The organism is Amycolatopsis sp. NPDC051372, from assembly GCF_040682095.1.
Lineage (GTDB): Bacteria > Actinomycetota > Actinomycetes > Mycobacteriales > Pseudonocardiaceae > Amycolatopsis.
Map to the genome: position 1 here is coordinate 55,782 of NZ_JBFBAF010000031.1, position 23,758 is coordinate 79,539.

Here is a 23,758-nt window from a genome sequence, read left to right on the forward strand (position 1 = left end):
CGGCGTCGCCGTTCAGTGGCAACGACACGTTCGCGGGTGTCGCCGTTCGGTGGCAACAACAGGTTCGCGGGCGTCGCCGTTCAGTGGCGACACCCGCGAACCTGCAGTTCAGCTAGGAGATCAGTGAACTGGGTGCGCCTTCGCGGGCTGGGCCGAAGGCTTGCCAGCGAAGACAGCGGCGGGAGCCGAGGAAACCCGCCGGCGACCCTGGGCCGGGATCCGGACCGTCCCCAGCGCCGAGTGCACCGAGGCCTCCGCGAGGGCGGCCAGCGAGCGACGGTCCTCCGCACGACCGGGGGCGATCTCCGGGCAGACGTGCGCTTCGAGGACCAGGCCGCGCAGGGAGGCCACTCGCCGCAGGGAGGCGATGAGGGACTCCGGTCCGATGAACGCGGGCATGCTGGTCTCGCGGCCGTCGGCGAGGCGGTAGCGCAGGGCGATGGGGCGGACGGGCACGCCACCGTCGATGGCGGCCTGGAAGGTGGCCGTGGTGAAGCGGCCGGAGGCGAGGCCGCACCACGTGGTGCCTTCGGGGGTGACGTTGACGAGCGAGCCGGAGCGCAGAGCGTCGGCGAGCTCGGTCATGGTGTGGGGCAGCGTGCGGAGTCGTTCGCGGTCCAGGAAGATGCTGCCGCCGCGGCGGACGAGGGTGCCGAGGACGGGCCAGGAGCCGATCTCGACCTTCGCGAGGGCGCGCATGGGGCGCAGGGCGTTGATGGCGACGATGTCCAGCCACGAGATGTGGTTGTTCACCACCAGCGCGCCACGGCCGGCGGGGGCGGCGAGGAAGTCGGCGCCGCCCCGGACGACCAGCTTCACGCCGAACGCGCGCAGCACCGAGCGGAAAATGGTCCGGACCAGGCGTTCCCGGCCCCGGCCGCGCAGCACAAGCAGCAGCGGCGCCGTCAGCAGGGCCGCCAGGACCACCCCGATGGCCGACGCGAAGCGCAGCACGCGACGCGGGAACGAGACCGTGGCGGCACCTTCGGTGAGGCAGCCGTCGCCGCAGGGGGACGTCGGCATCCAGGCGTGGCTCATACCTGCACTCCGAGGAAGAACTTGAGGTAGCGTTCGTCGATCTTGTGCAAGTCGAGCAGGACGAAGAAGTCGGCGACGCCGAAGTCCTCGTCGAGCGCCGGCGGGCCGCAGACCTCGGCGCCGAGCCGCACGTAGCCCTTGATCAGCGGCGGCAGCACGGCGCGGTCGGGACGGACGACCGAGTCGGAATCCCACGGGTGCAGCGGCGAAACGCGGCGCGACTCGTCGGCGTAGTGCTTGGCGCGCAACACATCCCAGACGCCCGCGGCGTAGCTGCCGCCGTCACTCAGCGGCACGGACGCGCAGCCGGCGAGGTAGCGGTGGCCGGAAAGCAGCATGTACCGCGCGATCCCCGCCCACACCAGGCTCACGACGGCGCCGCTGCGGTGGTCCGGGTGCACGCAGGAGCGGCCGGTCTCCACGAGCGTCGAGCGCAGGCCGGAGAGGGCCGTCAGGTCGAATTCACTGTCGGAGTACAGGCTGCCGGCCTGGGAGGCGCGCTCCGGCGGAAGCATGCGGTAGCAGCCGACGATGTCGCCGGTCTTGTCGTCGCGCACCACGAGGTGGTCGCAGAACTCGTCGAAGTAGTCGACGTCGAGACCGGGCTTCAGGGAATTGAGGTGGGCCCCCATCTCCTCGGCGAAAACCTGGTGCCGCAGCTTCTGCGCGGCGAGCACTTCTTCGTTCGCGTGGGCCACGAGCAGGGAGTACCTCGGCGCATCGGCCGGGAGCTCGACACCCGCCTGATCAGTGCTGACGAGGAGCTGAGACGACGTCATGAACACTGTGTACCTGCGAACTGGAAACCGCGGAGAGTGCCAATCGATGACCGATTAGTGCACGTTGAGTTAATTGCAGGTTCTCAGGCTTTTCTCAGGGTCCGACAAACGCCGAAGGCCGCTGAGCGGTACATCGCCCAGCGGCCTTCGGAGCGGGAAAACATCAGCCCTTGCGCTTGTCGACGGCCTCCGTCAGCTGCGGCGCGACGTTGAACAGGTCGCCCACGATGCCGAAGTCGGCGATCTCGAAGATGGGAGCCTCGGCGTCCTTGTTGACAGCAATGATCGTCTTCGACGTCTGCATGCCGGCGCGGTGCTGGATCGCGCCGGAGATGCCGAGCGCGATGTACAGCTGCGGCGACACCGTCTTGCCGGTCTGGCCCACCTGGAACTGCGCCGGGTAGTAGCCGGAGTCGACGGCCGCACGCGAAGCGCCGACGGCCGCGCCGAGCGAGTCGGCCAGCTTCTCGACGACGTCAAACTTCTCCGCCGAACCGACACCACGGCCACCCGAGACGACGATCGACGCCTCGGTGAGCTCCGGACGGTCGCCACCGACGATCGGCTCGATGCCGGTGATCTTCGCGGACTTCGCCGCGTCCTGCGCCGGGATCTCGACGGTCTCCTCGGCGGCAGCACCGTCGGCGGCCTCGGCCTCGACGGCACCCGGACGCACCGAGATCACCGGCGCGCCCTTGGCAGCCCTGGACTTCACGGAGAACGCGCCACCGAAGATGGACTGGTCCACCGAACCGTCGGCGTTCACGCCCACCGCGTCGTAGAGCAGACCGGAGCCCAGCCGCACTGCGACGCGCGCGGCCACCTCCTTGCCCTCGGCGCTGGCGGCGACGAGCACGGCGGCCGGCGAAGCCTGCTCCGCGAGCTTCGTCAGCACGTCGACCTTCGGGGTCACCAGGTAGCTCGTGGCGTCGTCGCCCTCGGCGACGTAGACCTTCGCGGCACCGTGGCCGGCGAGCGCTTCCTTGGCCTTGGCCGCGGTGCCCGTGGGGCCCACGACGACGGCCGAGGGCTCACCCAGCGCGCGGGCGGCGGTCAGCAGCTCGAGCGTGACCTTCTTGACATCACCGTCGACGTGGTCGACGAGGACGAGTACTTCAGCCATTTTTCGTGATCCTCCTCGAAACCGTGTCTCAGATGAGCTTCTGCGCGACCAGGTACTCGGCGACCTTGGTGCCGCCGTCGCCCTCGTCCTCCACCTTCTCGCCCGCGGTGCGCGGCGGCTTCGGGGACGACTCGAGCACGGTGGACCACGCGTTGGCGAGACCGACCTCGCCCGCGTCGATGCCGAGGTCGGCGACGGTGAACGTCTCGACCGGCTTCTTCTTCGCGGCCATGATGCCCTTGAACGACGGGTAGCGCGGCTCGTTGATCTTCTCGCCGACGCTCACGAGCGCGGGCAGGTTCGCCTCGAGGTGGGTGATGCCGTCCTCGGTCTCGCGGTCGGCCTTCACGCTGGAGCCCTCGACGGTCAGCTGGCGCACGTAGGTCAGCTGCGGCAGGCCGAGCAGCTCGGCGACGATCGCCGGCACGGCGGCGCCGCGGCCGTCGGACGCCTCGTTGCCGGCGATGACCAGGTCGTAGCCCTCGACCTTGCCGATCGCGGCGGCCAGCACCTTGGCGGTGGCGATGGCGTCGGAGCCGTGCAGCGCCTCGTCGGAGACGTGGATGGCCTTGTCGGCGCCCATGGACAGCGCCTTGCGGATGGCGTCGGTGGCGCGGTCGGGGCCGACGGAGATCACGGTGACCTCGCCCTCGCCCGCCTCCTTGATCTTCAGCGCCTCTTCGACGGCCTTCTCGTTGATCTCGTCGAGCACGGCGTCTGCGGATTCGCGGTCAAGCGTGTTGTCGGCACCGGAGAGCTTCCGCTCCGAGTAGGTGTCCGGTACCTGCTTGACCAGGACAACGATATTCGTCATGGGTCTTCTTCGACCTCCCGGTTGGGGCCGGCTCTCGGCCGCGGGACAGTGCTCTACTGGCCGGTAGATTAGGGCCATTCAGGCGGGGAGACCCGCCGAGGTGACGGCATTCACCTGGATGAGCAATCTTTTGAGACCATCGTCCCGGTAGTCCGCCGGTTAACCCGTCCAGCACACCGCTCGCCCGATCGGACCAACGGTGGGCTACTGGCAGTAGGCCGACAGGGGTTAACCTCCCGCACCATGCCCGCGCACATCGCCGTAGTCACGGACTCGACCTCGTGCCTGCCCGACAAACTCGCCGCCCGTTGGGGCATCGGCGTGGTGCAGGTCCAGCTGCACGTCGGGGATCAGACGGACGACGAACACCGGTTCGACCGCAACGAGCTCATCTCCGCCATGAAGTCCGGCCACAGCGTCACCACTTCGCCGCCCGACCCGGGTGCGTTCTTCTGGACGTACCAGGACGCCGCCGCCCGCGGCGCGTCCGCCATCGTCAGCCTGCACATCTCCGGTCGCCTTTCGGAGACCGTTCAGGCGGCCCGCGAGGCGGCGCAACAGGTCCGGATCCCCGTGCACATCATCGACAGTGGAACGGCCAGCATGAGCCTCGGTTACGCAGCGGTGTCGGCCGCGCGCGTCGCCGGCGCCGGGGGTCAGCTCGCGCGCGTGCTCGAAGCCGCCGAGCGCCGCGTGCGCGCCGCGACCGAGCTGATCTACGTGGACACGCTCGAGTACCTCCGGCGCACCGGACGCGTCGGAGCCGCCCAGTCGCTGGTGGGTACGGCGTTCTCGATCAAGCCGTTGCTCACCGTGCGTAACGGTGAGGTCTCGCCGCTGGCCCGCGTTCCCGGCACGAAGCGCGCGATGAACCGGCTCGTCGACCTCGCGGTGAAGGCCGCGGGCGACCAGCGCGTGGACGTCGCCGTGACTCGCTTCGGCTCGGACGAGACCGAGGTCGTGCGACGCCTGCGGGACCGGATTCCCGGGATCACGGACGTCGTGATCGGCGACGCGAGCACGGTGATCGGCGCGCACGTCGGCCCGGGCGCGCTGAGCATCACGGTGTCGCCGACCTGACCGGCTTTCGTCCCGGCACGAACAGCACGACAAGCGGCACCAGCACGCCCAGCGCGAGCGTTGACAGGATCATTACTTGGTCGACGGTCGCGAAGTGGCCGACGTGCCCGAGGTGGTAGACGAAGTGCGGCACAGCGAACAGCAGCGCCGCCACGGCCGCCAGCCGCGCGACGGCTGTGGTGCCGATCACGGCAGCGCCGATCAGCGTCGCCGCCAGCGCGAGGTTGAGGGCGCCGAAGTCGCGGATGAGGTGTTCGTCGAACGCTCCGTCCATGCTGACCCAGCCGTGGCGGAAGCCGGGAAAGTCCTGGTAGAAGCCCAGGGGCGACAGGAGTGGCCACACTCCCGTCGCCGCCGTGACGACGCCGAGCAGCACCAGCAGTACACGCGTGAGGGTCCGTTGCATGGGGCTGGAACGAGACGGCGGTCGGGAACGTGACACGCGCTAGGGTCGCGCAGGTGACCAACGCAGCCACCCGGGCCGAGGCACTGCACCTCACCGGCGAACGGACCGTCCCCGGCATCCCCGAGGAGAATTACTGGTTCCGTCGCCACGAAGCCGCCTACGTCGCCCTGCTCCCCCACTGCGCCGGCGCGACGGTGCTGGAGGCGGGCTGCGGCGAGGGTTACGGCGCGGGGCTGATCGCGAAAACGGCGCGGCGCGTGCTGGCGCTGGACTATGACGTGCCCACCACGGAGCACGTCGCCCGTCGCTACCCGGATGTTGCGGTGGCGCGGGCGAACCTCGCGTTTTTGCCGTTGAGTGGCGAATCCGTGGAGGTAGTCGCGAACTTCCAGGTGATCGAGCACCTGTGGGACCAGGACGGGTTCCTCGCCGAGTGTTTCCGCGTGCTGCGGCCGGGCGGGAAACTGCTGGTCACGACCCCGAACCGGCTCACGTTCACGCCGGGTTCCGACACACCGCTGAACCCGTACCACACACGGGAGCTCGCACCGTCCGAATTGGACGGTCTGCTGCGTGCGGCCGGGTTCGTCGTCCAATCGCTACACGGGTTGCATCACGGGGCACGCCTGCGGGAGCTCGAACGCGCGTACGGCGGCTCGATCATCGACGCGCAGCTCGAGGTGGTGATGGGCTCGTTGCCCGGGCAGGCCGTGTGGCCGGCGGGGTTGCTCGCCGACGTCGCGGCGGTCGGGGCGGAGGACTTCTCCGTCCGCGGTGACGACCTGGACGCGAGCCTCGATCTGGTCGCGGTGGCGGTGCGCCCGTGACTCCGCCCGCCTCGGAAGGCACTTTTTGCCTCGTCCTGCACAGCCATCTCCCCTGGTTGCCGCACCACGGCAGCTGGCCCGTCGGCGAGGAGTGGCTCTACCAGGCGTGGGCACATTCGTACCTGCCGGTCGTCGACCTTCTGCAGCGTTTCGCCGCTGAGGGGCGACGCGACGTCCTGACGCTCGGCATGACACCCGTGCTCGCGGCGCAGCTCGACGACCCGTACGCGATCCGAGCGTGCCACGACTGGCTCGGCCACTGGCAGCTGCGCGCGCAGCACGCGTCGACGCTGTGGGGCGGCGACCCGCTGCTGCGCGACCTGGCCGCGGCGGAGCACAAGACGGCCGTGCGCGCGACAGAGGAGCTGGAGACGCGCTGGCGCCACGGGTTCTCGCCGATCCTGCGGTCACTTGTGGACAGTGACACGATCGAACTGCTGGGGGGACCGCTCGCGCACCCGTTCCAGCCGTTGCTGGACGAGGACGTTCGCGCGTTCGCCCTGCGCGAAGGCCTGGCCGACACGCAGCTGCGCGTCGGGCGGCGGCCGGAGGGCATCTGGGCGCCGGAATGCGGCTACGAGCCCGGGATGGAGCGTGGTTACGCGGCCGCGGGCGTGCAGCGGTTCCTGGTCGACGGACCGTCGCTGCACGGCGACACGTCGGCGGCGCGGACGGTCGGCTCCTCGGACGTGGTGTGTTTCGGGCGTGACCTCGAGGTGACGTACCGCGTCTGGTCGCCGAAAGCCGGCTACCCCGGGCACGCGGCGTACCGCGACTTCCACACGTGGGCGCATGAAGTGGGGTTGAAGGCGTCGCGCGTCACCGGGAAGCAGGTGCCGCCGCACGAGAAGGCGCCGTACGACCCCGCGCTCGCCGCAGACGTACTCGGTACGCACGTGAAGGACTTCGTCGACACGGTCGTCGCGCGGCTGCGTTCGCTGCGGGCGCAGCACGGGCGTGAGTCTCTCGTGGTGGCGGCGTATGACACGGAACTGTTCGGGCACTGGTGGCACGAGGGTCCCGCGTGGCTCGAGGGGGTTCTGCGCGCGCTGCCGGAGGCGGGCGTTCGCGTGACGACACTGAAGGGCGCACTGGAGGCCGGCCACGTGGGGGCGCCGATCGACCTGCCCGCGTCGTCGTGGGGTTCGGGCAAGGACTGGCGCGTGTGGGACGGCGAGCAGGTGGCCGACATGGTGCAGGACAACACAGCGTTGCAGAAACGCTTGCTGGACCTCGTTTCCGGGCATTTCGGGGAGCACGGGGGAACCGCTCACGACACCGTGGCCGACCAGGCCGTCGCGGAGGCGATGCTGGCGTTGTCGAGCGACTGGGCGTTCATGGTCACCAAGGACTCCGCCGCGGACTACGCGCGCCGGCGCGCCCATGTGCACACCTCGCGTTTCGACGAGCTCGCCGGGCTGCTGCGCACCGGCGACCGCGCTCGCGCGCAGGAGCTCGCGGCGGAGTACCGCCGCGCCGATGGACCGTTCGGACAGCTGGACGCACGACAGCTGCTGCCACACAAGTGAAAGGGACACCGAGGAATGAGCATTCGCGACATCCCGCTGAAGACGCTCTCGGGTGAGGACACCACCCTGGGCGCGCTCGGCGGCAAGGCGCTGCTGGTGGTCAACGTCGCCTCGAAGTGCGGCCTGACCCCGCAGTACACCGGCCTGGAGAAGCTGCAGGAACGCTACGGCGACAAGGGTTTCTCCGTCGTCGGGTTCCCGTGCAACCAGTTCGCCGGCCAGGAGCCCGGGACGGCCGACGAGATCCAGACGTTCTGCTCCACCACCTACGGCGTCACCTTCCCGCTGTTCGAGAAGCTCGAGGTGAACGGCGACGACCGTCACCCGCTGTACTCCACGCTCACCCAGACCGCCGACGCCGAGGGTGACGCCGGCGACGTGCAGTGGAACTTCGAGAAGTTCCTGATCAACTCCGACGGTGAGGTCGTGGGCCGGTTCCGTCCGCGGACCGAGCCCGAGGACGAGACCGTGGTGAAGGCGATCGAGGCAGTGCTGCCTGCCTGATTTTCACGGCCGGCGAAGGGCGGGGACTCCTTGGAGCTCCCGCCCTTTTCTTGTCGCCGTTCAGTGGCGAAACGTCTCTAACTGGGGTTTTGTGGCTCCTGGACGGCTTCGACGGCCGGGGAGGAGCCGCGGGCGATGACCGCGCGGTTGCGGGCCGCCGCGACGTCCGCGTCCAGTTTGGTCACGCGGCGGTCGTAGGTGAGGAGGCCGTTGACCTCGTTTTCCACGTCCGTGGTCTGGGTGTAGATCGCCCCTGAGAGGCCCAGTTCGCCGACCAGGGACTCCAGCCGGGTGCTGAGCTCCGTATAACGGCGGGCGAGGTGATCGGCGTCAGCGGTCATCTCGTACGCGTTGGGCGGGCCGGGCCAGCGGTGGTCGTCGAGGACGAGCCCGAGGCCGCCGTACTCGCCGTCAACGAGCGCGCGGTGGTCCTGCACGCGCGGCTCGCCGGGCCCGACGTACGTGTGGTCGTCGTAGACGTGGCCGGCGCCGGTGTCTGTGCGGGAGAAGCAGCAGTTGACGCCGCTGTTGGCCACGACGAGGCGAGTCGGGTCGAGCTCCTTCACGAGCTCGGCGATCCGCGCCGTGTCGAACTCGCCCCAGCCCTCGTTGAACGGCACCCACGCGACGATCGACGGCACGTTCCGCAGCTGCCGCACCATTTCCCGCAGCTCGGCCTCGAAGCGGTCCTTGCCCTCGGGCACCGGGTCCGGCGCCGGCCCGGGCGGCCCGTCGAACGACACCACCAGCGACGGCATGTCCTGCCAGACGAGCAGCCCCAGCCGGTCGGTCCAGTGATACCAGCGCGCGGGCTCGATCTTCACGTGCTTGCGGACGAAGTTGAAGCCGAGCTCTTTCGTCTTCTCGAGGTCGAAACGCAGGGCGTCGTCGGTGGGCGCGGTGTAGCCGCCGTCGGGCCAATAGCCCTGGTCGAGCGGGCCGTGGAGGAAGGTGATCCGGCCGTTGAGGGCGACGTGAGGGCGTCCGGCGGAGTCGGGGACGAGCTCAACGGTGCGCAGTCCGCCGTAGCTGGTGACCGCGTCGAGCACGTCGCCGTGGTGGTCGAGCAGCCGCACGGTGAGGTCGTAGAGATACGGATCATCGGGAGTCCACCAGTGGGGCTCCGGGACGTCCGCCCGCAACCTCGTGCCGGCGGCCCCACGAACGCTGACGATCTCGTCGCCGCTGGGTGGCGAAACGCTCAGCTCGACTTGAATACCACCATTGACCTGGGGAAATACCGCGAAGCCCGCCAGGTCCGGAGTGATCTCCAGGTTCTCAACGCGCTCAACGGGCACCGGCTCGAGCCACACCGTCTGCCAGATCCCGGACGTCGACGTGTAGCAGATGCCGCCCAGTGCGTTGCGCTGCTTGCCGAGCGGGAACGGCGAGATGTCGGTGCGATCCTCGGCGCGAACGGTCAGCTCCTGCGGCCCGGACGCACGCAACGCATCGGTGACGTCCGCCTTGAACGCGGCGTAGCCACCCTCGTGGGTGACCACGAGCTGGTTGTTCACCCAGACCTTCGCCGTCTGGTCGACCGCGCCGAAGTGCAGCAGCACGCGATCGCCGCGCCAGTCCTCCGGGACCTCGAACAGCCGCCGATACCACAGGACCTCGTCGCGCCGGTTGATTCCGGAGAGTGCCGATTCCGGTGCGAAGGGGACCAAGATGCGCTCGCCGTAGCCGACAGGCCGCGGTTCCCCGGGCGACGACAGCCACCCCGCGTAGTCCCAGACGCCGTTGAGGTTCAGCCACCGCGGCCGCTTCAGCTGCGGTCTGGGGTACTCGGGGAGCACGTCGGAGGGGCTGACGAGGTCGGTCCACGGCGTCGTCAGGGGCGGGTCCGCGCGCTGCCACTCGGGCTGGCTGGAAGTCATCACCTTCGATGGTGACAGAGATCGAAGGCGGCGACAGCCGGGCCGCCCGGCGGAAGCGACTGGCGAGTAACCTCTGCCCATGCGCGTGCTGATGCTGTCGTGGGAGTACCCGCCCGTGGTCATCGGCGGGCTCGCCCGGCACGTGCACGCGCTGGCCCGGCACCTCGCCCAGCAGGGCCACGACGTGGTGGTTCTCTGCCGCCACCAGGCCGGCACCGACGCCTCCACGCACCCGCGCAGCGACCGCGACGTCGAGGGCGTGCGCCTGATCCGCGTGGCCGAGGACCCGATGCACTTGACGTTCGAACGCGACCTCGTCGCCTGGACGCTCGCCATGGGCCACGCCATGATCCGCGCCGCGCAGGACCTGCTGCGCACGTGGCATCCCAACGTCGTCCACGCGCACGACTGGCTCGTGACGCACCCGGCGATCGCCATCGCCGAGGCCGCGCGCGTACCGCTCGTCGGCACCGTCCACGCGACCGAAGCGGGCCGGCACTCGGGCTGGCTTTCGCACCCGCTCAACCAGCAGGTGCATTCCGTCGAGTGGTGGCTGGCCAACCGAGCCGACGCCGTGATCACCTGCTCGCAGGCAATGCGCAAGGAAGTGGCGCACCTGTTCGAGATCGAGGCCGCCGACGTCACCGTGATCCACAACGGCATCGAAGAACGCAGCTGGCGCGTCTCGGCCGCCGAGGTGGCGAAGATGCGCGAACGGCACAGCGCCGACGGCGCACCGTTCCTGCTGTTCTTCGGCCGGCTGGAGTGGGAAAAGGGCGTGCAGGACCTGCTGGCCGCGCTCCCCCGCATCCGCCGCCAGTTCCCGGGCACGCGAGTGGTCGTCGCCGGTAAGGGGCGACACCACGACGAGCTGGTCTCCCAGGCGCGCAAGCTGCGGATTCGCCGCGCGGTGGACTTCGTCGGCCACCTGCCCGACCGTGACCTGCGCGCGCTGCTGGCCGCGGCCGACGCCGTGGTGCTGCCGAGCCGGTACGAACCGTTCGGGATCGTCGCCCTGGAGGCCGCGGCCGCGAAGGCACCGCTCGTCGCGTCGACGGCGGGCGGCCTCGGCGAGGTGGTCGTCGACGGGGAAACGGGCCTGGCGTTCGAACCGGGCGACGTCGCGGGTCTGGCCACGGCGGTCACGACTGTCCTGAGCGACGCCGCCGCCGCGACCCGGCGCGCACGAACGGCCCAGTCACGCCTCGCGGCGGACTTCGACTGGGGACGCATCGCCGAGGCGACCGCGGAGGTCTACCGGCGCGCGCGCATGGGAGAGCCGATCGAGCTGGGACGCCCGAAGATCGCGACGGGCAACGCGTTCGAACTCTGAGCGGGCCCGCCGTCAGAAGTGGCAGGGCCGGACACAGGCGGCGTGCGCCTGAGCGGGCGCCGAAACCGCCGGCGCTGCGGTGAGAGCAACGGCGAAAACAGCGAGCAAGGCAGCGACGACGGCTCTGGATCTGCTGGTCATGACGCTCCCTGGATATTTCGGTGGGGTGTTCGAAGCATCCGTCCGGCGCCGCGCGCGAAACAATAGGGGAAGCAGTAGGTAGGCCGACCTGAACGCGGCGAGTGACCGGTTCGTCCGGCTTCGTCGCGGGAATCTGGAACGCATGATGTTGCCGTTCGTCGACCACGCGGCCGGACTCGTGCCGGCTGTCGTCGGGATGCGCTGGGCGGCAGGCTTTGGCCGTTTTTCGGCCAAAGCATTGTTCAACAATCCACGTGCCGCGAGCATCGCGTCTTGGCTGGTGGCGCGACGGTGGTGAGGACGTTGTTCTTCGATCGAATCGACGCCGGGCGGCAACTCGGGCGGATCCTGGCCAGGCAGCCGTGGGTCGAGCCCGTCGTGCTCGGGTTGCCGCGCGGGGGCGTGCCGGTGGCGGCCGAGGTCGCCCAGGCACTCGGGGCTCCGCTGGACGTCGTGGTCGCTCGGAAGATCGGGGCGCCTGGGCGGCGAGAGTTCGGCGTCGGCGCGGTGACTGCGGAGGGGCCGCCTTACTACTCGATGCCGGCGTTGCGCGCGTTCGGGCTCACGCCGAAAGCGATGGAGCCGGCGTGTGCGCGCGAGCGGGCCGAGGCGCGTCGCCGTTTGGCGGCCTATCGCGACGGGCGCCCGGAAGTCGCGGTGGCCGGCCACGACGTGCTCGTGATCGACGACGGACTGGCAACCGGAGTGACCGCGATGGCCGCCGTCCGCGACCTCCGCGACGCGCGGCGCGTGGTGCTGGCCGTGCCGGTGTGCGCGCCGGACGCCATCGCCGAGTTCGAGGGCGAGGTGGACCAGTTCATCGCCGTCGCCGCGCCGAGGCGATTCAGCGCCGTGGGCCGCTGGTACGCCGACTTCACCCAGGTGTCGGACGCGACCGTGATGCGGCTCCTCGGGAAGGGGTGAAGGGGACCTTCATCCCACTATCCACAACGGACAGTGACGAGCCCCGCCGAATGGCGAAAATCCCTGGCGCAAGGGGAGGTTCAGGGCGCAAGGTATGCCTGCGTCGCCTCCCCGGCGATGGGCCGACGTCGACAACGAGGAGAAGCCCGATCATGGACGTCTGGTTCACCGCCGACACCCACTTCGACCACCAGCTCGTGGCCGGCCTGCGCGGCTTCGAGACGCCGCCCGAGCACGACGCGTTCGTGGTCGAGCGGTGGAACGCCGCCGTCCGGCCGGGCGACCAGGTGTGGCACCTGGGTGACGTCGGCATGGGCCGGCTGGCACGGTTCGCCGACACGCTCCGGCAGCTGAACGGCGAGATCCACCTCATCACCGGCAACCACGACGAGCCGTGGCCCGGACTGCGCCAGGCGCATCGGCACCAACGCGCATGGCTGGAGCACTTCGCCACGGTGCAAGCGTTTGCCCGGCGCCGGATCGCCGGGACAAACGTGTTGCTCAGCCATTTCCCGTACGAAGGTGACCACATCGGCGAGGACCGCGGGTCGCAGTACCGCCTGCCCGACGAGGGACTGTGGCTGCTGCACGGTCACGTCCACAGCGCGTGGCGCAAGCGGGGCCGGCAGTTGAACGTCGGGATGGACGTCAACGACCTTCGCCCTCTCCACCTCGACGCCGTCACCACCGAGTTGACCGAGCTCGGAAGTCCGGCCGAAACCAGCGCCTGAACAGCCAAACCCTGCCGCCGACCTCTTGTTGCCACTCAGTGGCGACGAAACTCAGGCCACGCGACCGGTCAGGATCGTCACGCGAACCGGTTCACGGAACGGCGCGTGGGGCTCGATCGCCGAACGGATGCGGTTCTCGAAGGCCGGCCGTTCGCCGCTGGGCGGCAACTCGTCCTCGCCCATGGCCGAGTAGACGCCGCCGATGATCTCGTCCGCGGTGAGGTCGCCGGTGTAGTCGATGGTGCGGAGGCCGACGTCGTAACCGGCGCCGACCAGCGCGGCGCGGTAGCGGTCCTGGCTGGCGTCGTCCGTTCCGCAGGACGCGGTGAGGGGCCGGCCGAACCAGTCGGACAGCACGCCGAGCAGTGCTCGCGACCAGTCGCTGTCCTGGAGCCACAGCGGTGAACCGTTGGTGACCACCGCGATGCCGCCGCCCGGCCGGAGCATCGGCTTCACAGCGGCGAACAGCGTCGCGTAGTCCATCCAGTGCAACGCCTGCCCGATGGTGACGGCGCCGAGCCCGTCGAGCAGGGAATTCAGCGCTGTGACGTCGGTGTCGCCACCCAGGAGCCACGACGCGTTGGTCACGCCGGCGTCGGCCGCGGCGCGGCGGGCGCGCGAAAGCATGTCGGACGAGGGGTCCATGCCCGCGACCGCGCGGACCCGCGCGGCCATCGGCACGGCGAGCTGTCCCGTGCCACACCCGAGGTCGAGGACCACGTCGTCCCCGGCCAGGGCGAACTCGGCGGCGATCGCATCGAACACCGCCGTCGGGTAACCGCGGCGGTAGCGGTGGTAGAACTCCGTGACTTCTCCGCTGAATCCCAGGCTCATAACTGGATCCTGGCTGCACTTCAGCGAGAAATCACGCGCGTTCGCTCACGGCCGAGGATCAGAAGATGGGGAACTCCTTGCCGTGCTCGGCTTCCGGGCGCTTGCCGAAAATCCAGCGTTCGCTTTCCGCGATCGGGCGGTCGTTGATGCTCGCCTCGCGGCGACGCATGAGGCCTTCGTCGCTGAACTCCCAGAGCTCGTTGCCGTAGCTGCGGAACCACTGGCCCTCGGCGTTGTGCGACTCGTACTGGAACCGCACGCCGATGCGGTTGCCGCGGAAGCCCCACAGTTCCTTGCGCAGCGCGTAGTCGAGCTCGCGCTCCCACTTCTGTGTCAGGAACTTGACGATCTCCGCACGGCCGACGACGTACTGGTCGCGGTTTCGCCACACGGAGTCCTCGGTATAGGCGAGGGAGACCTTCTCGGGGTCGCGCGTGTTCCAGGCGTCCTCGGCGGCCTGGACTTTCTGGCGGGCGGTGTTCTCGTCGAACGGCGGGAACGGCGGGCGCGGTGTCATGGCGGGCTCCTGCGCGGATCGCGGGAGAACGTGCGTTCTCCCTGGTTCGGCTAGCATAGAGAACGTTGATTCTCCACACCAGAGGGACATGACGTGAACACCGCGGAAGCCACCGAACGGCTACTCGATGCAGCCGAAGACCTGTTCTACGCCCAGGGCGTGCAGTCCGTGGGCATGGACGCCGTGCGCAGCCGCTCCGGCGTCTCGCTCAAGCGGCTATACCAGGTGTTCCCGTCAAAGGACGACCTCGTGGCCGCCTACCTGAACACGCGCGACGAACGCTGGCGCCGGTCGCTGCGCGAGTTCGTCGCCGCGCGGGGCGACGACCCGCTGGCCGTCTTCGACTGGCTGCACAACTGGTTCAGCGAGCCCGACTTCCGGGGCTGCGCGTTCGTGAACTCGTTCGGCGAGTTCGGGACGCTCGCGCCCGGCGTGGCCACGGCCATCCACAACCACAAGGACGAAGTGCGCGCGTACCTGCGGCGGCTCGTCGCCGACGACGACCTCGCCGACCAGCTTTTCTCCCTCATGGAGGGGGCCACGGTGCTCGCCGCGATCAAGGGTGACCCCGGCGAGGCCGGCACGGCTCGCGCAGCCGCGGCGACGCTGTTGGCCGCGCGGCGCTGATCCCGCGGCCTTGGAGTCGCCGATGAGCGGCCGGCCAGGTCGTCGCCGCTGAACGGCGATCGACGCGTTCGTCGACAAATCGCCAGTCAACGGCGAGCCGTAGCTGTACCGCACGGCCGATGGATGACCCCCGGCGATCGCCGCCGGCACGTCGAAAAGGGCAGCTCCGGAGCCTGTCGCCGATCAGCGGCAACAGAGCCATGGCCGGCCGACAGACCAAAAAGCGCCGCCCACCAGCGCCTAGCCACTGGACGGCAACAGACGAAAACCCGGGTCCGGTGGCGGGGAGCCTCCGCCACCGGACCCGTCTCGCCGCACCGTCCCAAAGCGGTGCGGGAAACCGGCCGTCCCCGGTCAGGTCAGGGGCGGCCGGAGCGTGGTCACCGCGCGTCGCACAGGTGGCGGGCGTAGGCGCTCGTCGTGAGGAAGCCCGAGAGCTTCTCGCCCAAGGCGGTCTCGGTGAAGATGGCGCGGGCGTCGTCGAGGCGGTGGCCGGCGGGCAGATCGGCGCGAATCGACTCGAACTCGTCGTCCAGGAACTCCACCGCGAGCTCACGCGTCAACGCCGTGCCGTCCGCGAACTTCGTGCCGTTGCGGATCCACTGCCAGACCTGGCACCGCGCGATCTCGGCGGTCGCGGCGTCTTCCATGAGGTTGTGGATCGCCGCGGCTCCCGTGCCGCGCAGCCAGGAGTCGATGTAGCGCAGGGCGACGTTGATATTGGCGCGAACGCCGGCCTCGGTCACCTCGCCGCCGGCGGAGGCAACGTCGAGCAGGTCGGCGGCGGTGACGTCGACGTCCTCACGCAGCCGGCCCAGTTGGTTGGGCCAGCCGCCCAGCACGCTGTCGAAGACCTCGCGACAGACGGGGGCCAGCCCGGGGTGTGCGACCCACGAGCCGTCGAACCCGTCGCCCGCCTCGCGTTCCTTGTCCTGGCGGACCTTCTCGAACGCGGTCGCGTTTGCGTCAGGGTCCTTACTCGGGATGAACGCCGCCATCCCGCCGATCGCGTGCGCACCACGGCGGTGGCACGTGCGGACCAGCAGTTCGGTGTAGGCACGCATGAAGGGGACCGTCATCGTGACCTGCGCGCGGTCCGGCAGCACGAAGTCGGCGCCGTGCTCGGAGAAGTTCTTGATGACGCTGAAGATGTAGTCCCAGCGCCCCGCGTTCAGGCCGGCGGCGTGCTCGCGCAGCTCGAAGAGGATCTCGTCCATTTCGAACGCAGCGGTGATCGTCTCGATCAGCACGGTCGCGCGGACGGTGCCCCGCGGGATACCAAGCTCCTGCTGCGCGAACAGGAAAACGTCGTTCCACAGGCGCGCCTCGAGGTGGTTCTCGAGCTTCGGCAGGTAGAAGTACGGGCCGCTGCCGCGCGCGATCAGCTGGCGCACGTTGTGGAAGAAGTACAGCCCGAAGTCGACCAGGCTCGCCGACAGCGGGCGACCGTCGATGCGGATGTGCTTCTCCACCAGGTGCCAGCCGCGCGGGCGGGCGACGATCGTCGCCGGGTCGTCGCCGATCGTGTAGTGCTTGCCTGACTCGGTGGTGAAGTCGATGTTGCGGCGGATGGCGTCGAACAGGTTCAGCTGGCCGTCGACGATGTTGTGCCACGTCGGCGAAGTCGCGTCCTCGAAGTCGGCGAGCCAGACCTTCGCGCCGGAGTTCAGGGCGTTGACGGTCATCTTGCGGTCCGTCGGGCCGGTGATCTCCACGCGGCGGTCCTCGAGACCGGGCGCCGGCGGCGCGATGCGCCAGCTGTCGTCGGCGCGGATGCGGCGCGTCTCGGGCAGGAAGTCCAGCTGCTCCTCCCCTGCCTGCACGCGCTCGCGACGGCGGCGGCGCTCGTCGAGCAGCTCGCGGCGGCGTCCGGCGAAGGCGTTGTCGAGCTTGGCCACGAACTCCAGCGCGGCCGGGGTGAGGATCTCGGCGAACCGGTCACCGGCGGGACCGGTGATTTCGATGCGGTAGTTCAGCTTGTCGGCCATCTCGTACCTCCGCGAGGGAAAGAAGGGGGGCGGGCCGGCGACCGGAATCGCCGGCCCGCGGGGGTAGGTCAGTGGAACTGGTCTTCTTCGGTCGAGCCCTTGAGCGCGGTGGTCGAGCTCTCCGGGTTCAGGGCCGTGGACACCAGGTCGAAGAAACCGGTGCCGACCTCGCGCTGGTGCTTGGTCGCGGTGTAGCCGCGCTCCTCGGAGGCGAACTCGCGCTCCTGCAGCCCGACGTAGGCGGTCATGCCTTCACGGGCGTAGCCGTGGGCCAGGTCGAACATCGAGTAGTTCAGCGCGTGGAAGCCGGCGAGCGTGATGAACTGGAACTTGTAGCCCATGGCGCCGAGCTCGCGCTGGAACCGCGCGATGGTGTCGTCGTCGAGGTGCTTCTTCCAGTTGAACGACGGCGAGCAGTTGTAGGCCAGCATCTGGTCCGGGAACTCGGCCTTGATCGCCTCGGCGTACTTGCGGGCGATCTCGAGATCCGGAGTGGACGTCTCCATCCACAGCAGGTCGGCGTACTGCGCGTAGGCCAGGCCGCGGTCGATGCAGGGCTCGATGCCGTTGTTGACCTCGTAGAAGCCCTCGGCCGTGCGACCGCCGGTCAGGTACTTCTGGTCACGCTCGTCGACGTCGCTGGTCAGCAGCGTCGCGGCCTGCGCGTCGGTGCGGGCGACGACGAGGGTCGGCACGTTCAGCACGTCCGCGGCGAGGCGGGCGGCGTTGAGGGTGCGCTCGTGCTGCTTGGTCGGGATCAGTACCTTGCCGCCGAGGTGGCCGCACTTCTTCTCGGACGCGAGCTGGTCCTCCCAGTGCACGCCCGCGGCGCCGGCGGCGATCATGCCCTTCATCAGCTCGAACGCGTTCAGCGGGCCACCGAAGCCGGCCTCGGCGTCGGCGACGATCGGCGCGAACCAGTCGATGTCGGTGTTGCCCTCGGCCCAGTTGATCTGGTCGGCGCGGCCCAGCGCGTTGTTGATGCGGCGGACGACGGCCGGGACCGAGTTGGCCGGGTAGAGGCTCTGGTCCGGGTAGGTCTGGCCGGCCAGGTTGCCGTCGGCGGCAACCTGCCAGCCGGACAGGTAGATCGCCTTGAGGCCCGCGCGGACCTGCTGGACGGCCTGGTTGCCGGTGAGGGCGCCCAGCGAGTGGACGTAGTCCTCGGTGTGCAGGAGCTCCCACAGCCGCTCCGCACCGCGACGGGCGAGCGTGTGCTCTTCGACGACGGAGCCACGCAGCTTCACCACATCGGCGGCGGAGTAGGTCCGCTGGACGCCCGCCCAGCGGGGGTCGGTCTTCCACTGCTCGGCCAGCTCGGCCGCCGCCTGGTCGAGCTGCTTGGCCTGCTCGGTCATCGGACTCTCCCGTGTTGCGAAGTTTGCGATTGCTCGCCTTGCCTGGTTACGACCCTGACACGAGCACGAAAAGGCGGTCCATAGCTCCAATTTGCCAATTTATGTGAAGGATGCGTAGCATCTTGCAAAGCTTGCGAATCGCTGATTGGCAAGTCGGGTGAAAATCCACGGCCTTGATCGTTCACGTAATCGTTCAGGGCCGGAAACCTTCCGGCCGATCGGAGGAGCGATGGACAAAACTTTCGCCGGGGCGCGGCTACGGCATCTCCGTGAGAGCCGTTCGATGAGCCAGGCCGACCTCGCTCGTGTGCTCGAGATCTCACCCAGCTACCTGAATCAGATCGAGCACAACTCACGGCCGTTGACGGTGCCCGTGCTGCTGCGGATCACGCAGGCGTTCGGCGTCGACACGGAGTTCTTCGCCAACAACGACACGTCTCGCCTGGTCGCGGACGTGAAGGAGGCGCTGCTCGACGAGGTCGTCGGCGTCGAGGTGACCACGAGCGAGCTCAACGAGCTGGCCTCCAACCTGCCCTCGATCGCCCAGGCACTGGTGAAGCTGCACCGCAGCTACCGCAACGCCGTGGAGAGCACGGTCGCGCTGACCACGGAAAACGGCCTCGGCCTGCACGGCAGCGCCGCGGCGCCGTTGCCGCACGAAGAGGTGCGCGACTTCTTCTACGAGCGGGAGAACTACGTCGCGGAGCTCGACGAGCGCGCCGAACGCATGGCCGCGGAGATCCCGTTGCGCCGAGGCTCGGCGCTGACGTCGCTGAAGGATCGCCTCTGGCAGCGCTACGGCGTGGAGGTGACTAGCGAAGGGCTGAACGAAGCCGCAGGTCAGCAGCACCGCTACGAGCCGGCGACGCGCGTGCTGCGGCTCGCACCGAGCTTGCGCGTGGGGCAACAGGCGTTCCGGATGGCTTCGCAGATCGCGTTGCTGGAGTACGACGACCTGATCACCGAGCTGGCCGACTCGTGGGCGTTCTCGGGGCCGACCGCGCGGACGCTCGCGCGCGTGGGCCTGGCGAACTACTTCGCCGGCGCGCTGATCCTGCCGTATGGCCCTTTTCTGACCACGGCGGAGAAATTCCGCTACGACATCGAGCGGCTGTGCGACCACTTCGGCGTCGGCTTCGAGACGGTGTGCCACCGGCTGTCGACGCTTCAGCGGCCGAAGCAGCGGGGCATCCCGTTCTCGTTCGTGCGCGTGGACCGGGCGGGGAACATGTCGAAACGCCAGTCGGCCGCGGGGTTCCACTTCTCGCGCGTGGGCGGCGCGTGTCCGTTGTGGAACATTTACGAGGCATTCGCTTCGCCTGGCAAGATCCTGACACAGATCGCGGCCCTGCCCGACGGCAAACGCTACTTCTGGGTCGCGCGCACGGTCTCGCGCAACATCGGCGGCTTCGGCAGCCCGGGCAAGACGTTCACCGTCGGCCTCGGCTGCGAACTCCGTCACGCGGGACGGCTCGTCTACTCCACCGGCCTCGACCTGGACGAGCCCGCCGCGGCGACGCCGATCGGGATGGGCTGCAAAGTCTGTGAACGCCCGGCTTGCTCGCAGCGCGCGTTCCCGGCGATCGGCAAGCCGCTGACGGTCGACGAGAACACCAGCACGTTCGTCCCGTACCCGGCGGTGCCGAAGAGTTCATGAGCTGCGGAGGCGGATGTAGGTGTTGGACGCCGGCAGGTAGGCGAGCACGAGGCCGATCAGTGACAACACGCTGAGCATGACATCGAGGACACCGATGGTCGGCAGAGCGTGCCCGTCCACCAGCGCGCTCACCGCCGCGTAGCCGGGCACCAGCGTGACAACACGTGATCCGGCCCCAGCGCCCGCCCAGCCAGAGCCGCACCACCGAATACACCAGCACCAGGCACCAAGGACAGCGAGCAATCCGATGCCACCGGACGCCGGCGAAAGTGCGCCCATGGCCGGCAACACCGCGGTCTGGCCGATAAAGAAGGCGGCAGCGAGCACGACCGAGACCGGCCGGTCAGGCTCGTCCGAAACGTTCATGACTGCGCAAATTAGGCCGTTCCCCCGGCAGTCGGTGACGGCTGACCGCAAGCTGCCGCCCGCACCGCCTCGGACGTCGCGATGAGCGGGAAGTAGATTCAACGATCGTGCAACGGATCGATACCGTCAGTGCCCAGATGGTGGAACAGGCCGCCGAGCGGCTCACGGGTGTGGTCACCCGGACGCCGCTCGAGCCGAACGCCCGGCTCTCGTCCCGCGTCGACGCGCGAGTGTGGCTCAAGCGGGAGGACCAGCAGACGGTCCGCTCGTACAAGATCCGCGGCGCCTACAACTTCATCGTCCAGCTCGACGAGGCCACGCGCTCGCGCGGCGTCGTGTGTGCGAGCGCCGGCAACCACGCGCAGGGTGTGGCGTACGCATGTCGCCGTTTGGGGGCGAACGGCCGCGTTTACGTGCCAGGCACCACGCCGCGGCAGAAGCGCGAGCGCATCGCGACGCTGGGCGGTGCGCACATCGAGGTGATCGTCGTCGGCGAGACGTACGAAGACGCGTTCGCCGCCGCCAACGACGACGCTCAACGCACGGGCGCGACGCTCGTGCCGGCGTTCGACGACCCTCGCACCGTCGCCGGCCAGGGAACGGTGGCGCTGGAGGTCGTCGAGCAGCTCGGCTTCGTGCCGGACGTGCTCGTGGTGCCCGTCGGCGGCGGTGGCCTGCTGGCCGGCATCGCGACCTGGGTGCGCGAGCGGCACCCGGAGATCCGCGTCGTCGGCGTCGAGCCGGCCGGGGCTATGTGCATGGCCGCGGCACTGGAGGCCGGCAAGCCGGTGCGGATCGAGGCGGTGGAATCGTTCGTGGACGGCGCCGCGGTCCGTGAGGCCGGCGGCGTGACGTACCCACTCGTGCGCGACAGCGGCGCCGAGCTCACCTCCGTGCCCGAGGGCGCCGTGTGCACGGAGATGCTGGCCATGTACCAGGCCGACGGCGTGATCGCCGAGCCCGCGGGCGCGCTGGCGTCGGCCGCACTCGGGACCACGGTCCTGGTCGAACCCGAGCAAACGGTGGTGTGCATCGTCTCGGGCGGCAACAACGACGTCAGCCGCTACAGCGAAATCCTCGAGCGCTCACTGATGCACGAAGGACTGAAGCACTACTTCCTCGTCAGCTTCCCCCAGGAGCCGGGCGCGCTGCGGCGCTTCCTCGACGAGATCCTCGGACCGGAGGACGACGTCGCGCGCTTCGAGTACGTGAAGCGCAACAACCGCGAGCTCGGGCCGGCGCTGATCGGCATCGAAATCCCGCGGCCGGCCGAGCTGCCCGGCCTGCTCAAGCGGCTGGAGGCGAGCCCGCTGCAGGTCGAGCAGGTGGAGCCGGGGAGCCCGCTGTTCCACTTCTTGCTGTGACGTTTCCGCTGGTCAGAAGCATTCGCCGCTGAACGGCAACGGGGTTCAGTCGAGTTCTGCGCTGCCCTCGCGATAGATCTTGGCGGAAGCGATGCGGCCGTTGCGAAGGCGGTAGAAGCCGGCGATCGAGAACCTGTGCTCCTCTCCGCCGTGGGTGAGTCGCTCGGTCAGCTGGGCGGCCATGCGATCGCCGTCGATCAGGATCTCGTCGATGGTCAGGGTCGGCAGGAGCTGGGTGATGGCGCTCTCGAAAAGGCCGGCCAGCTCGGCGCGGCCACGGGCAACCGTCGTGCCCGTGATACAGACGGCGTCGTCGGTGAAACCCCCGAGCAGAGTGGTGAGGTCGCGGTCGTTGAACGCGGCCACGTGACGCCGCAGGATCTCGCTCACGAGGTGAGGTTATCCGCGGCGTCACGTGGGTTTCGCCTGTCAGCGGCTACGCCTTCGGAGCCGGGATCGGCGCGCCGGGGCAGGACTGGGTGGTCGTCTGGCCGGTGTCGAAGAACGTCACGGCCGCGGCGGCGCAGGGCAGGCTCGATAGCGAGCCGTGGGCGTCGTCTTCGACGGTCATGAGGGAGCCGCCGATTTGCCGTTGCATGGCGAGGGCCCAGCCGATGGGCGTGACCGGTTCGAAGGCGTGGCCGACGAACTGCAGCGGGCTCTTGCCGGCGCTGAACTGCCACTGCGTCGCGGGCACAGGCCAGCCGACGCACATCTGCTCGTAGACGCCGAACGAGCCGGCGACCGGGTTGGCCTTGATCCGGTCGGTGCGGTGCTGCCAGACCGTGTCGAAGTCGCGGGGGCTGGGTGATTCGTTGCAGAGCAGGGCGTTCTGCTGGAAGAAGTTGCCACCGGTCCGTTCGGTGTCCCAGCCGAAGCCGGTTTTCGGCGAGGCTGTGGCATCGGGCTGTGCCGTCGAAGCACCGCCGTCGCGGATGGCGGCGAGCTGGCCGGCGGCCTCCACCCACTGGCGGCGCGGGTAGGCGAAGAACTGGTTGACGGTTTCGCCGTTGAGTGGCGAACCGTCGGGGCCGGTGCGCGGGTGCGCGGCGAGCTCGGCGCGCAGGTCGAGCAAGGCCTTCTCGACCTGGGGTTCGATGCCGCCGAAGTGGTAGACGGAGTCGTAGCGCGCGACCCACGCGGAGAATTCGCGGAACGTGTTCTCGCCCGCGGCGGCCTGGTCGTCGTCCATCGTCGTGACGCTCAGCTCGGGCGGCATGACGGAGTCGAGCAGCATCTTGTCGACGTGGTTGTCGAAGAGCGTCCGGTACTCGGCGCCGAGGGCCGTGCCCCAGGAGACGCCGTAGTAACCGATCTTCTGTTCGCCCAGCGCTTCGCGGATGCGGTCGACGTCGCGGGCGACGTTGGGCGTGGTGAACGACTTCACGAGGGCGGGGTCCTTCGCGAAGCACGCCGCGTTGGCCGCGGCCTTGTGTTCGGCGAGGAACCGCGCCTGGTCCTTTTCGGACAACGACGGGTCGGGCTGGGCGTCGTCCTCCTCGCACTGGAGGCTCGCGCTGTAGTCGACGCCGCGCGGGTCGAAGCCGATGAGGTCGTGGTGCTCCAGCAGGCCGGACGCTTTGCTCTCCGACATGGTGAGCGGCATCTTCATCCCGGACTGGCCGGGGCCGCCGGGGTTGAACACGATCGCGCCTGTGCGCGTGCCCGTCGCGCGGATTCGGCTGACGGCGATGTCGATCGTGCGGCCGCTGGGGTCGGAGTAGTCGAGCGGCACGGTCACCATCGCGCACTCGGTGCGCTGGTCGTCGGCATCCCAGCCCTTCGCGATGGACACGCAGGGTTTCCAATCCAGCCCCTGCGCGGACGCGAGCGCCGGCACCAGGGGGACCATCGCGACGGCCGCGACAACCGGGACGAGTAAACGGAACTTCGGCATGTTGATGATCATCGGGCTCGTGCGCGAAGACCCGGATCAGC

Annotated in this window: 24 protein-coding genes; 11 read left to right on the forward strand and 13 right to left on the reverse strand. The window is 69.3% G+C overall.

From position 1 onward, the window contains the following. Positions 1 to 120: 120 nt before the first annotated feature. From AB0M56_RS37425 to AB0M56_RS37440, 4 genes are all read right to left on the reverse strand, one after another. Positions 121 to 1,038 (reverse strand): lysophospholipid acyltransferase family protein, encoded by a 918-nt coding sequence (locus AB0M56_RS37425; RefSeq protein ID WP_364185190.1) that lies wholly within the window; start codon positions 1,036 to 1,038, stop codon positions 121 to 123. Then, complete coding sequence (locus AB0M56_RS37430; RefSeq protein ID WP_364185192.1) at positions 1,035 to 1,817, reverse strand: GNAT family N-acyltransferase; 783 nt, start codon at positions 1,815 to 1,817, stop codon at positions 1,035 to 1,037. The genes AB0M56_RS37425 and AB0M56_RS37430 overlap by 4 nt, the downstream gene beginning before the upstream one ends. Positions 1,818 to 1,980: 163 nt before the next feature. Further along, a complete protein-coding gene (locus AB0M56_RS37435; protein WP_364185194.1) occupies positions 1,981 to 2,940 on the reverse strand; it encodes an electron transfer flavoprotein subunit alpha/FixB family protein in 960 nt (319 codons plus the stop codon). Between the two features lie 28 nt (positions 2,941 to 2,968). Continuing rightward, positions 2,969 to 3,754 carry an electron transfer flavoprotein subunit beta/FixA family protein gene (locus tag AB0M56_RS37440; protein WP_364185195.1) on the reverse strand — a complete coding sequence of 262 codons (786 nt, stop codon included), beginning with the start codon at positions 3,752 to 3,754 and terminating at the stop codon, positions 2,969 to 2,971. A gap of 243 nt (positions 3,755 to 3,997) precedes the next feature. Between AB0M56_RS37440 and AB0M56_RS37445 the strand changes: the two genes are divergently transcribed. After that, positions 3,998 to 4,834 carry a DegV family protein gene (locus AB0M56_RS37445; RefSeq protein ID WP_364185197.1) on the forward strand — a complete coding sequence of 279 codons (837 nt, stop codon included), beginning with the start codon at positions 3,998 to 4,000 and terminating at the stop codon, positions 4,832 to 4,834. Here the strand turns inward: AB0M56_RS37445 and AB0M56_RS37450 are convergent. Further along, positions 4,815 to 5,240, reverse strand: a complete 426-nt coding sequence (locus AB0M56_RS37450) for a hypothetical protein (RefSeq protein WP_364185199.1) — start codon at positions 5,238 to 5,240, stop codon at positions 4,815 to 4,817. The genes AB0M56_RS37445 and AB0M56_RS37450 overlap by 20 nt on opposite strands. A 53-nt stretch (positions 5,241 to 5,293) precedes the next feature. Here AB0M56_RS37450 and AB0M56_RS37455 point away from each other — a divergent pair, with 53 nt between their 5' ends. From AB0M56_RS37455 to AB0M56_RS37465, 3 genes are read left to right on the forward strand one after another with little or no spacing between them, the layout of a single operon-like run. Beyond that, positions 5,294 to 6,067: a class I SAM-dependent methyltransferase gene (locus AB0M56_RS37455; protein ID WP_364185201.1), complete on the forward strand. Its 774-nt coding sequence runs from the start codon at positions 5,294 to 5,296 to the stop codon at positions 6,065 to 6,067. Further along, positions 6,064 to 7,596 carry a glycoside hydrolase family 57 protein gene (locus AB0M56_RS37460; protein WP_364185203.1) on the forward strand — a complete coding sequence of 511 codons (1,533 nt, stop codon included), beginning with the start codon at positions 6,064 to 6,066 and terminating at the stop codon, positions 7,594 to 7,596. The genes AB0M56_RS37455 and AB0M56_RS37460 overlap by 4 nt, the downstream gene beginning before the upstream one ends. Positions 7,597 to 7,611: 15 nt before the next feature. Then, positions 7,612 to 8,100 carry a glutathione peroxidase gene (locus AB0M56_RS37465; RefSeq protein WP_364185205.1) on the forward strand — a complete coding sequence of 163 codons (489 nt, stop codon included), beginning with the start codon at positions 7,612 to 7,614 and terminating at the stop codon, positions 8,098 to 8,100. A 77-nt stretch (positions 8,101 to 8,177) separates the two neighbouring features. On the opposite strand, the gene AB0M56_RS37470 is transcribed toward AB0M56_RS37465, so the two are convergent. Beyond that, a complete protein-coding gene (locus AB0M56_RS37470; protein WP_364185206.1) occupies positions 8,178 to 9,980 on the reverse strand; it encodes a sugar-binding domain-containing protein in 1,803 nt (600 codons plus the stop codon). 79 nt (positions 9,981 to 10,059) lie between these two features. Between AB0M56_RS37470 and AB0M56_RS37475 the strand changes: the two genes are divergently transcribed. The 4 genes from AB0M56_RS37475 to AB0M56_RS37490 all read left to right on the forward strand — a co-directional run bounded on the left by AB0M56_RS37475 (position 10,060) and on the right by AB0M56_RS37490 (position 13,109). Beyond that, positions 10,060 to 11,313 carry a glycosyltransferase family 4 protein gene (locus AB0M56_RS37475; protein WP_364185208.1) on the forward strand — a complete coding sequence of 418 codons (1,254 nt, stop codon included), beginning with the start codon at positions 10,060 to 10,062 and terminating at the stop codon, positions 11,311 to 11,313. 283 nt (positions 11,314 to 11,596) lie between these two features. Further along, positions 11,597 to 11,752, forward strand: a complete 156-nt coding sequence (locus AB0M56_RS37480) for a hypothetical protein (protein ID WP_364185210.1) — start codon at positions 11,597 to 11,599, stop codon at positions 11,750 to 11,752. Positions 11,753 to 11,757: 5 nt separating this feature from the next. Next, positions 11,758 to 12,378, forward strand: coding sequence for a phosphoribosyltransferase family protein (locus tag AB0M56_RS37485; protein ID WP_364185212.1), 621 nt, complete (start codon positions 11,758 to 11,760; stop codon positions 12,376 to 12,378). Between the two features lie 152 nt (positions 12,379 to 12,530). After that, positions 12,531 to 13,109 carry a metallophosphoesterase family protein gene (locus AB0M56_RS37490; RefSeq protein ID WP_364185214.1) on the forward strand — a complete coding sequence of 193 codons (579 nt, stop codon included), beginning with the start codon at positions 12,531 to 12,533 and terminating at the stop codon, positions 13,107 to 13,109. A 51-nt stretch (positions 13,110 to 13,160) separates the two neighbouring features. Here the strand turns inward: AB0M56_RS37490 and AB0M56_RS37495 are convergent, their stop codons facing one another. Together AB0M56_RS37495 and AB0M56_RS37500 are read right to left on the reverse strand one after the other, a co-directional pair. Continuing rightward, a complete protein-coding gene (locus AB0M56_RS37495; RefSeq protein ID WP_364185216.1) occupies positions 13,161 to 13,943 on the reverse strand; it encodes a class I SAM-dependent methyltransferase in 783 nt (260 codons plus the stop codon). A 58-nt stretch (positions 13,944 to 14,001) separates the two neighbouring features. After that, a complete protein-coding gene (locus AB0M56_RS37500; protein WP_285969729.1) occupies positions 14,002 to 14,460 on the reverse strand; it encodes a nuclear transport factor 2 family protein in 459 nt (152 codons plus the stop codon). A 93-nt stretch (positions 14,461 to 14,553) separates the two neighbouring features. Here AB0M56_RS37500 and AB0M56_RS37505 point away from each other — a divergent pair, with 93 nt between their 5' ends. Further along, entirely contained in the window at positions 14,554 to 15,087 is a 534-nt protein-coding gene (locus AB0M56_RS37505) for a TetR/AcrR family transcriptional regulator (RefSeq protein ID WP_364185218.1), read from the forward strand. 380 nt (positions 15,088 to 15,467) lie between these two features. Here the strand turns inward: AB0M56_RS37505 and aceB are convergent, their stop codons facing one another. Together aceB and aceA are read right to left on the reverse strand one after the other, a co-directional pair. After that, positions 15,468 to 17,075, reverse strand: coding sequence for a malate synthase A (gene aceB, locus AB0M56_RS37510; protein ID WP_364185220.1), 1,608 nt, complete (start codon positions 17,073 to 17,075; stop codon positions 15,468 to 15,470). A gap of 68 nt (positions 17,076 to 17,143) precedes the next feature. Next, positions 17,144 to 18,433, reverse strand: a complete 1,290-nt coding sequence (aceA, locus tag AB0M56_RS37515; RefSeq protein ID WP_364185222.1) for an isocitrate lyase — start codon at positions 18,431 to 18,433, stop codon at positions 17,144 to 17,146. A gap of 229 nt (positions 18,434 to 18,662) precedes the next feature. Here aceA and AB0M56_RS37520 point away from each other — a divergent pair, with 229 nt between their 5' ends. After that, a complete protein-coding gene (locus AB0M56_RS37520) occupies positions 18,663 to 20,090 on the forward strand; it encodes a short-chain fatty acyl-CoA regulator family protein (RefSeq protein ID WP_354880371.1) in 1,428 nt (475 codons plus the stop codon). Here the strand turns inward: AB0M56_RS37520 and AB0M56_RS37525 are convergent. Continuing rightward, a complete protein-coding gene (locus AB0M56_RS37525; protein ID WP_364185224.1) occupies positions 20,085 to 20,456 on the reverse strand; it encodes a hypothetical protein in 372 nt (123 codons plus the stop codon). The two genes, AB0M56_RS37520 and AB0M56_RS37525, sit on opposite strands and share 6 nt — an antisense overlap. Positions 20,457 to 20,563: 107 nt before the next feature. Here AB0M56_RS37525 and ilvA point away from each other — a divergent pair, with 107 nt between their 5' ends. After that, the gene (ilvA, locus tag AB0M56_RS37530; protein WP_364185226.1) at positions 20,564 to 21,820 is read left to right on the forward strand and encodes a threonine ammonia-lyase IlvA; all 1,257 of its coding nucleotides are present in this window, start codon (positions 20,564 to 20,566) and stop codon (positions 21,818 to 21,820) included. Positions 21,821 to 21,865: 45 nt separating this feature from the next. On the opposite strand, the gene AB0M56_RS37535 is transcribed toward ilvA, so the two are convergent. Together AB0M56_RS37535 and AB0M56_RS37540 are read right to left on the reverse strand one after the other, a co-directional pair. Continuing rightward, the gene (locus tag AB0M56_RS37535; protein ID WP_364185228.1) at positions 21,866 to 22,210 is read right to left on the reverse strand and encodes a nuclear transport factor 2 family protein; all 345 of its coding nucleotides are present in this window, start codon (positions 22,208 to 22,210) and stop codon (positions 21,866 to 21,868) included. Positions 22,211 to 22,256: 46 nt separating this feature from the next. Further along, positions 22,257 to 23,717: an alpha/beta fold hydrolase gene (locus AB0M56_RS37540; protein ID WP_364185230.1), complete on the reverse strand. Its 1,461-nt coding sequence runs from the start codon at positions 23,715 to 23,717 to the stop codon at positions 22,257 to 22,259. Positions 23,718 to 23,758: the final 41 nt, after the last annotated feature.